Below are 13145 nucleotides of genomic sequence, written 5' to 3'. Positions count from 1 at the left end.
ATGCAAACCACCTTCACCCCCGAACAGCTGGCCATCCCCGCCATTGCCCGCAGCAACGAGATCCTGCGCACCTGCGTCCATTGCGGCTTCTGCACCGCCACCTGCCCGACCTATCAGGTGCTGGGCGACGAATTGGACAGTCCGCGCGGCCGGATCTACCTGATCAAGGACATGCTGGAAAACAGCCGCACCCCCGATGCCAAGACCGTCGGCCATATCGACCGCTGCCTGTCGTGCCTTTCCTGCATGAGCACCTGCCCCTCGGGGGTGAACTACATGCATCTGGTCGATCACGCGCGGGAATATATCGAACAGAACTATCGCCGCCCGCTGTCCGAGCGGCTGTTGCGCCGGGTTCTCGCCGCCATCCTGCCCTATCCCCGCCGCTTCCGGCTGGCGCTGCTCGGCGCGAAGCTCGGCCGCCCCTTCCGCAAGCTGATCCCCGATGCGCGGCTGCGGGCGATGCTGGAGATGGCGCCGCAACATATCCCTGCCCCCAGCCGCAACGACGACCCGCAGGTCTTTCCCGCCGCCGAGCCGCGGGTGAAGCGGGTGGCGCTGCTGATTGGCTGCGCGCAGCGGGCGCTGAACACCGATATCAACGATGCCACCATCCGCCTCTTGCGCCGTCACGGCTGCGAGGTGGTGATCCCCAAGGGCGTCGGCTGCTGCGGCGCGCTCACCCATCACATGGGCCGCACCGATGACAGCCACGCGGCGGCGGCGGCCAATATCCGCGCGCTGACCGCCGAGATCGAGACGGGCGAGCTGGACGCCGTGGTCATCAACACCTCGGGCTGCGGCACCACCGTCAAGGATTACGGCCACATGTTCGAAGGCGACCCGCTGGAAGCCGATGCCAAGCGGGTCTCGGCGCTGGCCAAGGACATTTCCGAGGTCATGGCCAGCCTCGGCCTCAAGGACGCCACCCACGCCCCCGCCCTGCGCGTCGGCTATCACGCCGCCTGCTCGCTGCAGCATGGCCAGCAGATCAAATCCGCGCCCAAGGAGCTGTTGAAAGCCGCCGGCTTCACCGTACTGGAGCCGAAGAACAGCCATCTCTGCTGCGGCTCCGCCGGCACCTATAACCTGATGCAGCCGGCGATCTCGGGCGAGCTGAAGGCCCGCAAGGTCGCCACACTCGAAGCGCTGGCCCCGCAGGTCATCAGCGCCGGAAATATCGGCTGCATGATGCAGATCGGCTCGGGCACCGGGGTTCCGGTCGTCCACACCGCCGAGCTGCTGGACTGGGCCACCGGCGGACCGCAGCCGCAGGCCTTGCGCGGGCTGGTCTGATCCGCCGACCCTTCGGTTGATTCGCACCGCCGGCCGAATCAACCCCTGCGATTCGGCGGGACTTGCCGGGCGGGGCGAATGGAAAGCGGCGCGGCACGGAACTCTCCAAAAAATTATCTGATGCAGGCTGACCCGGATGCCGGTTCGGCCACGGCGAATTATTGGTTAACGTCAAGGGTTTCCGTTTCGCCGGACGCGGCAGGAAACATGGCCTCACCCCAGATGCGCGATCCAAGGATTAACGAATTCTACCTACGGTTAACACTAAGTTAACCAACGCTCGTGACTAATCACCTCGCGGCATGTGCTGCAGGTGTCTGGCAAGCGTTCAACTTTTGCGACAGTTCATATCCCCGGATTCACCGGGCGGATGGGGATTGCGCGCAAGGAACGTTGGGGGTCGTCTCCGCGCCGGGCATCCCACCACGAGGAAGCGTTAAGGAAGCCCGATCCATGGAACATGAACACAGAGACATGGGCGACGGACAGGACAACCACATCGTTGCCACGACCTTCGCCGGGCCGGGGGGCGCACGGCATGTCTATGCGCAGGGCGGGAATGATGTTGTGCACCTGGATTTTGCCGCCGGCACGAAGAACTTCTGGCTCGGTCATCACGCGCGCGGCGATGCCGATATGGCGACCAATCGCGGGCATGACGTCTTCAACTTCACCAATATCAGCAATGTGCGCGCCGGGCAGCTGGTCGTCGGCCGGATCGAGGATCTCGACTACAGCCGGGACCGGATCCAGATCGAGGGGCGCGATATCGACCTCTTCAACCTGCCGAGAAACGTCAAGATCGTCGAATTCAACGGTGCCCATAACGACCCCGGCGCGACGCCGCAGCAATGGCTGCTGATCACCACGCCGACCGGCGGAAAGATTTTCTACGCGCTCGAGGGCGCGCGAGCCGACATGAACGGGAACGGCATTTCGAACAACGGCAATTCCGAGGCGCATTTTGTTGACCGGGAATACATGCCCGATTTCAGCAAGCTGAAGGAGGTGTCGTTCGTCTACAAGCACAACTATGTCCCGCACGGCTTCGAGGCTGAAGGTGGAATTATCTTCAACGACGATGACATGCATTCCGGCGGCTATCGGGATGCCGACGGTTCACTGATCAGCAGGGCAAGCATCCTCAGAATCATCTTCGGCACCAACAATGGCGACCTGCTGGCCGGCGGGCTGAACAATGACAAAATGTCAGGCCTGGCAGGAAATGACAGGATCTGGGGTGGTAGTGGTCGCGACACCCTGCGCGGTGAAAGCGGAAACGATACTCTAGACGGCGGCACAGGGAATGACCTGATCGCGGGCGGGGTCGGCGATGATTTTCTGATGGGTCAATCGGGCAATGATAGACTTGCCGGCGGTCTCGGTGCCGATCGGCTTGTGGGCGGTTTGGGTTACGATCTTGCCCTTTACAGTTCTGCCACGACGGCCATCCGTGCAGACCTTCTGCTAACGCACCACAACAGCGGCGAGGCGGCCGGAGACAGCTATGCCAGCGTCGAGAATCTCACCGGTTCGCGCTTTGGCGACAATCTCGCCGCTACTCACGGCAAAAACGTCATCGACGGTGGCGCCGGGCACGATTGGCTCCACGGACGTGGCGGGAACGATGTTCTGGTGGGAGGTGATGGCAACGACAAACTCAACGGGGGATTGGGCAGGGATGTCCTGAACGGTGGCGCAGGTAGCGATACAGCAGATTATTCCACGGCTAGGTCGGCAGTCCGCGTCGACTTTTTGTCGACGAGCCTCAATCGCGGCGAAGCCAGCGGCGACAGATACTCCAGTATCGAGAATATCTCCGGATCCCGCTTCAATGACATCCTTTCCGGCTCCAACGGCCGGAACAGCATGAATGGTGATGCAGGGAATGACCGGATATTCGGGCACGGCGGGAATGACCGGCTCCTTGGCGGTGATGGAAATGACAACCTCTACGGAGGCGCGGGAAGGGACGTCATGAATGGCGGACTGGGAAGTGATACAGCGAACTATTCGACCGCGACCTCAAGCGTTCGCGCTGACCTCGTGCAGACACGCCTCAACCGAGGCGAGGCCGCCGGAGACAGCTATGCCGGCATAGAGAATATTGCCGGCTCGCGTTTCAGTGACATACTTGTCGGTGACAACAACCGAAATGTGCTTATCGGCAATTCCGGTCGTGATGCCCTCCACGGACGTGCGGGAAATGACTTGCTGTCTGGTGGAAACGGCAATGACCTGCTGAACGGCGGATCAGGCTCGGATGTCGCGGTCGGCGGCAGCGGAGCCGATACCTTCGTCTTTGCACGGGGTCACGATCGCTTTGCCGTCAACGACTTCCAGGATGATCTCGACAATCTCGACCTGCGGGCCTTCAACTTCAGCTCGACCTCGGCGGCCATGTCACGCGCCAGCCAGCAGGGACATGATGTCCTGTTCGACTTCGGCGGCGGTGATGTGCTGACCGTCCGCAACACCCATCTGGGCGATCTTGTCGACGACCTGATGATCTGACCCGGTGGCCTGGATCATCCCCTGCCGCCGTCGGGCGGCAGGGGAATTGCCCTATCCCTAGGAGGGCAGCGAGACCAGCGCCTCGGTCGTCTGCAGCTTGAAGGCGGCGGTTTCCAGCAGGTAAAGCACCACCTCATCCGCGCTGTGGCTGTCATAGCCGATGGCGGTGTCCAGCCCCAGATGCAGTTGGAAGTCGCCGCCGCGCAGGGTCAGGGCGATGCCGCCGGTCAGGCCCGGGCACCAGATCACGTCGCGATCCAGAAGCGAGCGGATATGCTTCATCACCGGATAGCCCTCGTCGGAGCCGCCGGTGATCCGGGTGAAGACGTCGTCGCCGAGGATCAGCGCATAGGGGCCCTGAACGCCGACTTCGCGCAGCGTGTCCACCGCGCGGGCGACGGCTTCGGGGATATCGTCGTCGTCTTCGGGCATCGGCACCGGCTTGTTCGAGGACAAGGGCCGCATCCCCTCGATGCCCGCCGATTTCAGCCCTTCGAAGACCATCAGGTTCTCGGCGGTGGCCAGTTTCAGCGCCGCATCCTTCACCGGCTGCCAGTCGGAATCCTGAGCGCCACGGGCAACATTGTCGATCTCGCCCCGGTTCAGGGTGAAGGGCACCTTGAACTCGACCAGCGGCAGGACGGCGCGCTGCGCCATGGCGACGCCGTCAAAGCCGCTCTTGATCGACTGGATGTGACCCAGGTTGACCGAGGAATGGTCGTAGCCCTCGGGCCCGACCAGATCGACCACCCGCCGCGCGCCCAGGTAGCGGCGGAGCGTGCGGCGGCCTTCCTCTTCGATATCCTCCCATGCGGCGGCGCTGATGGGGGCAAGGGGGCGGTGCAGGTTGTCCATGTCAGTCTCCTTTCAGCGAGCCGATCCCCAGCGAGGCGGCGGGTGCGGCCTTGTCCGCCTTGGCTGGGGCGGCAGCGGGTTCGGCGGTAGGTGCGGCGGTGGGTTCTGGCGCGGTGCCGGTGTCATCCAGCATGTCCACGGTCGGGACAAAGAACAGCGTGCCGGTGACGGCGTCGCTGACATCGAGGATTCGGTCGTAGTTCCCGGCGGGCAGGCCGATGAACATGTTTTCCAGCATCCGGATGGTGCGGCTGGGGCTGCGGGCATAGCCGATGAAATAGGTGCCGAACTCGCCCGACGCGGGGCGCCCGAAGGGCATGTTGTCGCGCAGGATATCCAGCTGGTTGCCGTCCTCGTCCTCGATCACGTTCAGCACGTTATGGGCATAGCTGGGCTTCTCGGCATCCAGCAACTCGACATCCGACAGCTTCTTGCGGCCGATGATGCGCTCCTGCTGCTCGACCGGGATGGCGTTCCATTTCGCCAGGTCATGCAGGTATTTCTGGGTGATGACATAGCTGCCGCCGGTGAAATCGGGATCCTCGTCGCCGATCACCACGGCCTCGACGCGGTCTTGCCCGTCCGGGTTCTCGGTGCCATCGACAAAGCCCAGCAGGTCGCGGTTGTCGAAGAACTTGAAGCCCGGCGTCTCGTCCACCACGGTCACATGACCGGCCAGACGTGCGAGGATGTTGCTTTCCAGCTCGAAACACATGTCCACCTCCATGCCGCGGATGTGGAACAGGATATCGCCGGGCGTCGAGGGCGCGGTATGAACGCCCTCGATGGCGGTGAAGGGGGCAAGCTCGCGCGGGCGCGGACCGGGATAAAGCCGCTCCCATGCCCCGGCGCCGATGCCCACGACGCAGGACAGCGCCGCATCGGGGCGGCGAAAGCCGGTGGCGCGCACCAGACCCGAGACATCTGCCAGAAGCCCCTGCACCTCGCGCGTGGCCGCCTCTCCGTCATTCAGGGTGACAACAAGGAAGATCGCCGAACGGGTCAGCGAGAAGGTGACGGGTTGCGGCTGTGGCGCCATGGTCTCTCCTGTCGGTCTGTGCGGCTGCCGCCCGGCAGTTTCCGCGTCTCGGCCCCGGTCAGGCCAATGGCCCTCACCGGATCAGGTGAACATTGCCCGCGCCGTCAGTCAGCCTGCCGGGCCGTTCGGTCATAGCGCCAGTTTATCGGGCTTATCGGCCTTGTCCAGAACGCGCAAAGCCGTGGCCCGCGTCAATCGCAGTGCTACGGCCGGGTCGGCTGAGCCTCGATGTGCGGGCAGGATGCAGCGCCCTTGCTGCAGGGATCAGAAGCGCAGGCTGCTGCCGAGGCCGACGAAGACCCCGTCCTTGGCGATCCCGGGTGCCGGATCGATATATTGCAGGTCCAGCGTGACATGGAACCACGGCCGGATGGCGGCGGTATAGAACATCTCGACGCCGGTCTCGTCCTCGAGTTCGAAATAAGGTGCCAGCTCGTCCTTCAGCGCATCGCTGGTGGCGACATGGAAGACGCCCAGACCGAAACTGTCATCGGGCCGGCCGGGGATCATGTCATTGCCGGCCACGCCGAGGCTGGCCGACCAGTCCATCGGGTTCGGGTTGCCGTCGGTCACGTTGAACTCGCCGAACACGCCCCAGCCGCGCGCCGGGTTGGCCGGGTCTTGGTGCAGGTATTGCTGGAAGCTGGCGCCCAGAAGCCAGGAGCCGTCGCGGGTGCCGATCTCGGTGCCCGGCGGCACGACCAACTGGCTGAAATCCGCGCCCTCCTTGGTGCTGTACATGCCGGTCAGGCTGTAGAAGCCGTTATGGCCACCCAGTTTGGTAGCATAGGTCGCGGTGCCGACGACGTTCACGCCGCTGTCGAACAGATCCTCGAACAGCGGCCTGTTGGTCGCGTCCTTGGGGTCGAAGACCATCAGCGTATAGCTGACCGGCTGCGTCGCGACCGAGACCACCGCGCCATTGATCTGCGGCGGGATCAGCCCGCTGAGCGGCGCGGTCAGTTGCAGATGCCAGAAGGCGTCCGAGCCCACGCCGCCACGGATCGGCGTGCCGCGCGCCATCTCGACGGTGTAGAACTTGCCGAAACTGGCGCTGACCGTGTCGCTGAACTGCTGGGTCACGAACAGCGAGGCCAGGTCATAGCGGTCGGCGCCATGCCGGCCGGGAAAGAACAGGCCGGCATTCACCGGCAGCAGCATTCCCCCGGTATTGTTGAGGCCATAGCCCGTCTTCGCCAGCGCCTGCACGCTGAGGCTGAACCCGTCCCAGAACCCCAACTTTGACAGGTCGAGATTGGTTTTCAGCGAGAACTGGCTGCCATAGGCCGGATCGACATCGCCCGACCCCTTGGTCATGCCCTGAACATATTGCCGCCATTCCAACTGCATATCGACGCCAGCCTGTCGCATGGCCGCGCCCTGCCCCCACCAGTCGTTGGTCAACGTGGTTCGCGGGGCGTCCTGCGCATGGGCGGGAAAGGACGCGAGGGCGAGCGCAAGAAGCGGAAAAGACCAGGACCGGCCTGTCCCCGCCGCACGCTGGTTCCGGCGGTGTTGCGCGCGATGACCGGATATGGCGTGAAAGACAGCGCGATTGCGCATCTGCGGCCTCGTTGAGAGGTGAATGCAAGCTGTCATTAACGATATTCTTGACCGCTTAACGGGTCAACGAAGCGCAGCCGCAACCCACGCGGGCAATTTGTCGCAGCCGGACCCTCCCGTTGCAGCACAGCTCTGATAGCCTCTGGCTCAGCGCCGAGCCTGCCGCATTTGGCGACCTTTCACGCCGCACCGCAATCTCTGGCAGTTGTCGAAAAGGGCAACTCTCCGATCCGGTGCGGTCAAATTGCTTGCGATATTTAAATCTTTGCTGATAGGCGAGTCGCCAGGTTTCCAGGCTGGCCTGTATGGTATCATGTGCGTGTTTTCCGGTTCTCAGCCGAATGCCGTTCGCGGCATGGGGGATCTTGGGGGTGCAGGGGTGTTGAAGCCGTCGCTGCCGTTTTCCATCGCGGGTCCCTCTCGCCTGCCCCCTGTGGGGGCAGCGCGCGCAAGCCTGAATTTCGCCGTTGTTCGATCAAGGACCATACCGGCCCCGTTCCGGAACCGGCCCATGCCCGGAATCGCCCCGCCAAAGCCGAGGAATGAACGGATGGTGGCCCGTGCATATGCCGGCTGCCGGCAAGGTATCATGTAACGAGAGACCAGAGACAAATGGATTTCCAGAAGCTCGAAGCCACCGCGGTGGTCCGCAAGAACTCGATCGATTTCATCGAGAAGGTCTTTGCCCTGAACGAGGCGCGCCGTCCGCTGGTGATGGTCAATGACGAGGCGCAGGCGCAAACTCTGTCCGGCATCGTCATCGATCGCTGCATCGTGCCGGTCGAGCAATCGGGCTGGTATACGGCGCACCATGCGCTGATCCATGACGATCTGCCCGCGCAGGTCAGCTATACCTCGGGGACCGAAGGGCTGCCCAAGGGGATCCTGCTGAGCTATCAGAACCTCGCCGACGCCGCCGGGCGGATCATCGAAGTGATGCAGATGACCGCCGAGATCCGCGAATATGTCGGGGTGCCGGCGACCTTCAGTTTCGGCATGGGGCGCTACCGGGCGATCAGCGCCGTCGGTGGCCACGCCTACCTGCCGCCGCGCGGCTTCGACCCGATGGAACTGGCGCGGATGCTGACGGCGGGCCAGGTCAACGCGCTGTCGGCGGTGCCCACGCTGCTGCGCATCCTTCTGGACGCGCCCGGCCTGATCGGCGAGGCCGGCAAGAAGCTGCGCTGGATGGAAATCGGCTCGCAGCACATGACCGCGGATGAAAAGCTGCGCATCCGCAAGATGTTCCCCAATGCCCGGATCGTCCAGCATTACGGCTTGACCGAGGCCTCGCGCAGCACCTTCCTGACGGTCTCGGGCGCGCCCGAGGGGCTGTTGCACTCGGTGGGTCGGACCAATGGGCAGAGCGAGATCGCCCTCGGCCCCGACAATCGCATCCGTATCCGTGGCCCCCATGTCGCCCGCTCGCGCATCGATGCCGAGGGGTTGCATGACCTTCAGGATGCCGAGGGCTGGCTGCAGACCAATGATCTGGGGCGGCTTCAGGACGGCCACCTGTTCTTCGATGGCCGGGCCGACGATCTGATCAATTGCGGCGGCGTGAAGGTCTCGCCGGACCAGCTGGAAGAACGCATCCGGTCCGGCACGCTGCCCGGAACGAAAATCGCGGTTGCCAAGGTCCCCGATGCGCAGCGGGGCGACGGGATTCTGGTTGCGGTCGAGGGCGATGCGACGGGAACCGCGAAGGTGAAGGAGATTGCGGTCTCCGCGCTGCAGGGGATGGGTGTGGTGGCCGGTAGCGCGCTGCATGTCGTCGCGGTCGACGACATCCCCGTGACCGGCACCGGCAAGGTGCAGCGCAAGCTGCTGGCCGAACAGTTCCTTGCGCATCAGCCCGCTGAAACCGCCCGGGTCGATGAGTCAGGGGACGAGATCGGCGACGTGCTCGCCCTGTTCCAGCACGAATTCCCCGGGCAGGTGGTGAAGCCTGGCGATACCTTCGAATCCCTCGGCGGCGATTCCCTGCACTACATCCAGTTCACCCTGGCCTTCGAACAGCGTTTCGGGCCCTTGCCGGACAAGTGGGAAAGCCTCAGCGTGACCCAGCTGCAGCAGCGTCTTGGACAGATCGAGAAGACCAGCTGGCGGCGGCTGGAAACGCCGACCCTGACCCGCGCCTTCTTCATGACCTGCATCGTTGCCCTGCACACCGATGCCTTCGTCTACAGCCCGAACTGGGGCGCAGCCTATTTCCTGATCCTGCTGGCCGGGTACTCGGTCGCCCGTTTCCAGCTGCCCGAGATCATCCGAACCGGCAGCGTCAGCACGATCTGGGGCACGATCCGATCGGTGGCGATACCCACCTTCCTGATGGTGGCGTTTCTCCAGGTGGCAACACATAGGTTCGAGATCATGCCACTATTGCTGATCTCCAACTATCTCGATCCCCATCACCTCAAGGGGTTCTTGCTCTACTTTGCCGAATTCTACCTGCAATTACTGGTATTGGCGGCGCTTTTCTTCTCCATTCCATCCGTGCGACAGGCATTCAAGGCGCGACCGATGACCAGTGCCGTGGTTTTGCTTATCGCTGCGATGGCCCTTGGGCGAGGGATAGATAGCCTCTACAATGACGACTACAATTACCATCGCACGCCTTGGCACTATTCTTTCGCCTTCGCCCTGGGCATCGTCGTTGCAGGTGCAAAAGGACCGGTAACCAAGCTGATTGCGATGGCTGCGGCGATCGTGGTCGTGCTGCTCAACTGGGGCTTTACCTCGGCCGCCTATTACGTCGCCGGTGGCTGTGCGCTTGTGCTGTTCGTGCCATCAATCCCGGTGCCTGGACCGGTGAAGGTCGTGGTGGCCGAAATTGCTGCCGCATCGCTGTTCATCTATCTCAACCATCAGGTGATGATATCCGTCGTACACAAGATCTACGGCGTGGAGAAACCTTGGGTGGCGCTGATCGCCTCGCTCATCGCCGGTGTCATCCTGATGCATCTTTACTCCTGGCTCTCGCGTCAGATCGTCCTGACCTATCGGCGGATGTCTGGGATGGAAATGGACCTCCCCATTGCCACGCGGGGTGAGTGAGGACTGGTCAGACCACTTACCCGGCCTAGACAGTTGCACCGGGCGACGCCAAGGGGCATGGTCGGTCCGATTTCCCCCTTCCTGATCAAGGCGCTGCCGTGACCCAATTCGACTTTCTCTCGGGCCGCCGTCCGCCCAGCTATGCCAACCGCGCCATGATCGCCACCTCGCATGCGCTGGCGACCTCTGCGGGTCTCGCGGTTCTGGCCGAAGGTGGCAATGCCGTCGATGCGGCGCTGGCGGCGGTGGCGGTGCAATGCGTGGTCGATCCGCATATGACCGGGATCGGCGGGGATTGCTTCGTCCTCTACGCGCCAAAGGACGGCCCGGTCCGGGCGCTGAACGGCTCGGGCCGTGCGCCGGCGGCGGCCACGCCCGAGGCGCTGGCGCAGGTCTGTGTGACCGGGCTGGAGCAGACCAGCGTTCACGCGATCACCATTCCCGGCGCCATCTCGGCCTGGTGCCTCTTGCACCGCGACCATGGCAGCCTGCCACTGACGCGACTCTTCGCCCCCGCCATCCGCCATGCCGAAGAGGGGTTCCCGGTCTCGGCCCGCGTCGCCCGCGATTTCGCCGCCAATGCCGAGGTGCTGCGCGGCGATGCCCATGCGGCGGCGGTGTTCCTGCCGGGGGACGAGCCGCCCCGCGCCGGGGATGTGCTGCGCCAGCCGCTTCTGGGCGAGCGCCTGCGCGAGATCGCCGAGAAGGGCGCCGCGGGGTTCTACAATGGCGAGACCGCCGAACGCATGACCCGCCACCTGCAGGGTCTGGGCGGGCTGCACAGCATCGAGGATTTCCACGAGGGCGAAACCGCCGCCCGTTGGGAAGACCCGATCAGTGCCCGCTATCGCGGCCATGAGGTGCTGGAATGTGGCCCGAACGGCCAAGGGCTGGCGGCGCTGATGATCCTGCGCATCCTCGAAGGTTTCGACCTAGGGCCGGACGTGCCGCTGGCCGACCGCATCCACCTGCAGGCCGAGGCGACGAAACTGGCCTATCACCACCGCGACGCGCTGATCGCCGACCCGGATCACTCCGTGGGGCTGGTTGACCTGCTTCTGTCGGATGAGGTCATCGACACCCTGCGCGCCCGCATCGACCCCGCCCGCGCCCTGCCCCCGGTCCTGTGGTCCGAGCCCGAGCACAAGGACACGATTTACCTCTGCGTGGTGGATGCCGAGGGCAATGCGATCTCGTTCATCAACTCAATCTTCCACGCCTTCGGCTCGACCCGGCTGGACCCGGAAACCGGGGTGCTGTTCCACAGCCGCGGGGCGTCCTTCCGGCTGGAGCCGGGGCATCCGAACTGCATCGGTCCGAGGAAGCGCCCGATGCACACGATCATTCCGGGGATGCTGCGCGATGCGGATGGCGGTCTGATGCCCTTCGGCGTCATGGGCGGGCATTACCAGTCGGCAGGTCAGGCGGCCTATCTGTCAGCCATCATCGATCGCGGGCTGGACCTGCAGGCGGCGATGGAGGAACCGCGCAGCTTTGCCTTCGACGGCGTGCTGCAGGTCGAGGCGACCATGCCGGCCGAGGTGTGCGAGGAGCTAGCGCGGCGGGGTCACAAGATCAGCGTCATCGACGGACCCACCGGCGGCGCGCAGGCGATCCGCATCAACCCGGAAACTGGGGTGCTGACCGGCGCGTCCGACAGCCGCAAGGACGGGGCGGCGCTGGGGCTTTAACCCGTCGCGCCCCACCCGGCCTGACGCTCGGCCTCGTCGGCCACGGCCTGCTTCAGTACCTCGACCCAGGGGGCGTCACCCGCCGCCTCGCCCATCACCCTCGCGCCGACCATGGCGGCGAAGACCAGCAGCGTCCGGGGATCGGCTTGGGCCAGATCGGCCTCGTTCCCCGGCGTGTTGAAAAATCGTTCCAGCAGCGCGCCGGTGCCGGTTCCATAAGTCTCGCGCAACGTCGCCGCCTCGCCCGCCGCATGGGGAGCAAAGGCAATGATCGGGCATTGCCGCCCCGGCCGCGGCCAGAGGTACTGCGCGACCAGCTTGGCCCTGAGCGCCGCGGACGTCTGGTCGCCGGCGCGAAGCCTGTGGTCCCACAGCGCGCCGGCATCCTCGAAGGCCCTGCCCGCCGCCTCTTCGACCAGCGCCTCCTTCGAGGCGAAATGCTTGTAGAAGCCGCCGACCGTCATCTCGACCGCTGCCATGATCTCGGCCACCGACACCGCCTCGACCCCGCGCTCGCGGAAGAGGCGGCTGGCGCCCTCGACGATCCGTGCCCGGTTTTGCTGCGCCTGTTCGGCAGAGGATCGTCCCATGGATCACCCCTCCTTGCGGAAGGCCAGCAGGTTCGCGGTCAGCTGCAGCAGCACCTCGTCCGACTGGTTGAGGGTCAGGCTTTGCACCTTCACCAGCCCCCTGTCGGGTTTCGACCGGGAGGGTCTGATCTCGAGAATGCGACTTTTCACCCGCAGGATGTCGCCGGGACGGGTCGGCTGCGGCCAGCTGACCTCGCCCCCGGCGCCGATGACTCCCTGGGCGAAGGGGACGGATTCGACCAGAAGCCGCATGGTCAGCGACATGGTGTGCCAGCCGCTGGCGGCGAGGCCTTGGAAGAAGCTGCCCTGCGCGGCCTCGGGGTCGGTGTGGAAGGGCTGCGGGTCGAACTGGCGCGCATAGGCGATGATCTGGTCGGCATCCAGCGCATGCTCGCCGCTGAGAAACTCCTGCCCGACCTCGAGATCGTCGAGATAAAGGCGCTGCGCCAAGCTTTTGTCTTTCATGCCGTTTCTCCGTCGCGGATCAGGATGGCCCCGGGGGAAAGATCGGGACTCGCCATAATAGATTATATCGATTAT

9 protein-coding genes are annotated in these 13145 nt (G+C 64.3%); 4 read left to right on the top strand and 5 right to left on the bottom strand.

Annotated elements, in window-relative coordinates:
• Positions 1 to 1296, top strand: coding sequence for a glycolate oxidase subunit GlcF (gene glcF / locus CX676_RS20400; protein WP_101754634.1), 1296 nt, complete (start codon positions 1 to 3; stop codon positions 1294 to 1296).
• Positions 1297 to 1749: 453 nt separating this feature from the next.
• Positions 1750 to 3810 (top strand): calcium-binding protein, encoded by a 2061-nt coding sequence (locus CX676_RS20395; RefSeq protein WP_157936022.1) that lies wholly within the window; start codon positions 1750 to 1752, stop codon positions 3808 to 3810.
• 57 nt (positions 3811 to 3867) lie between these two features.
• Here the strand turns inward: CX676_RS20395 and CX676_RS20390 are convergent, their stop codons facing one another.
• The 3 genes from CX676_RS20390 to CX676_RS20380 form a co-directional block, all read right to left on the bottom strand.
• Complete coding sequence (locus CX676_RS20390) at positions 3868 to 4665, bottom strand: family 1 encapsulin nanocompartment shell protein (RefSeq protein ID WP_101754632.1); 798 nt, start codon at positions 4663 to 4665, stop codon at positions 3868 to 3870.
• 1 nt (position 4666) lies between these two features.
• Positions 4667 to 5704: a Dyp-type peroxidase gene (locus CX676_RS20385; RefSeq protein WP_101754631.1), complete on the bottom strand. Its 1038-nt coding sequence runs from the start codon at positions 5702 to 5704 to the stop codon at positions 4667 to 4669.
• Between the two features lie 264 nt (positions 5705 to 5968).
• A complete protein-coding gene (locus CX676_RS20380) occupies positions 5969 to 7075 on the bottom strand; it encodes a carbohydrate porin (protein ID WP_157936021.1) in 1107 nt (368 codons plus the stop codon).
• Positions 7076 to 7879: 804 nt separating this feature from the next.
• On the opposite strand from CX676_RS20380, the gene CX676_RS20375 reads away from it, so the two are divergent.
• Entirely contained in the window at positions 7880 to 10324 is a 2445-nt protein-coding gene (locus CX676_RS20375) for an AMP-binding protein (protein WP_101754629.1), read from the top strand.
• 155 nt (positions 10325 to 10479) lie between these two features.
• On the top strand, positions 10480 to 12015 hold the full coding sequence (locus tag CX676_RS20370; protein WP_101754665.1) for a gamma-glutamyltransferase family protein: 1536 nt from the start codon (positions 10480 to 10482) through the stop codon (positions 12013 to 12015).
• On the opposite strand, the gene CX676_RS20365 is transcribed toward CX676_RS20370, so the two are convergent.
• Positions 12012 to 12605: a TetR/AcrR family transcriptional regulator gene (locus CX676_RS20365; protein ID WP_101754628.1), complete on the bottom strand. Its 594-nt coding sequence runs from the start codon at positions 12603 to 12605 to the stop codon at positions 12012 to 12014. The two genes, CX676_RS20370 and CX676_RS20365, sit on opposite strands and share 4 nt — an antisense overlap.
• Before the next feature lie 3 nt (positions 12606 to 12608).
• Positions 12609 to 13070: a MaoC family dehydratase gene (locus CX676_RS20360; RefSeq protein ID WP_101754627.1), complete on the bottom strand. Its 462-nt coding sequence runs from the start codon at positions 13068 to 13070 to the stop codon at positions 12609 to 12611.
• Positions 13071 to 13145: the final 75 nt, after the last annotated feature.

The sequence above is a fragment of the Paracoccus zhejiangensis genome (assembly GCF_002847445.1).
Taxonomy (GTDB): domain Bacteria; phylum Pseudomonadota; class Alphaproteobacteria; order Rhodobacterales; family Rhodobacteraceae; genus Paracoccus; species Paracoccus zhejiangensis.
Note: the sequence above shows the minus strand (reverse complement) of the source record. Positions and strands in the feature narration are given on the sequence as shown.

Excerpts from the sequence above, each read along its gene's own strand:
- CX676_RS20380 (WP_157936021.1), bottom strand. The coding sequence starts at position 7,075 with ATGCGACAGGCTGGCGTCGATATGCAGTTGGAATGGCGGCAATATGTT.
- glcF (WP_101754634.1), top strand. The coding sequence starts at position 1 with ATGCAAACCACCTTCACCCCCGAACAGCTGGCCATCCCCGCCATTGCC.
- CX676_RS20395 (WP_157936022.1), top strand. The coding sequence starts at position 1,750 with ATGGAACATGAACACAGAGACATGGGCGACGGACAGGACAACCACATC.
- CX676_RS20360 (WP_101754627.1), bottom strand. The coding sequence starts at position 13,070 with ATGAAAGACAAAAGCTTGGCGCAGCGCCTTTATCTCGACGATCTCGAG.
- CX676_RS20375 (WP_101754629.1), top strand. The coding sequence starts at position 7,880 with ATGGATTTCCAGAAGCTCGAAGCCACCGCGGTGGTCCGCAAGAACTCG.
- CX676_RS20370 (WP_101754665.1), top strand. The coding sequence starts at position 10,480 with ATGATCGCCACCTCGCATGCGCTGGCGACCTCTGCGGGTCTCGCGGTT.
- CX676_RS20385 (WP_101754631.1), bottom strand. The coding sequence starts at position 5,704 with ATGGCGCCACAGCCGCAACCCGTCACCTTCTCGCTGACCCGTTCGGCG.
- CX676_RS20390 (WP_101754632.1), bottom strand. The coding sequence starts at position 4,665 with ATGGACAACCTGCACCGCCCCCTTGCCCCCATCAGCGCCGCCGCATGG.
- CX676_RS20365 (WP_101754628.1), bottom strand. The coding sequence starts at position 12,605 with ATGGGACGATCCTCTGCCGAACAGGCGCAGCAAAACCGGGCACGGATC.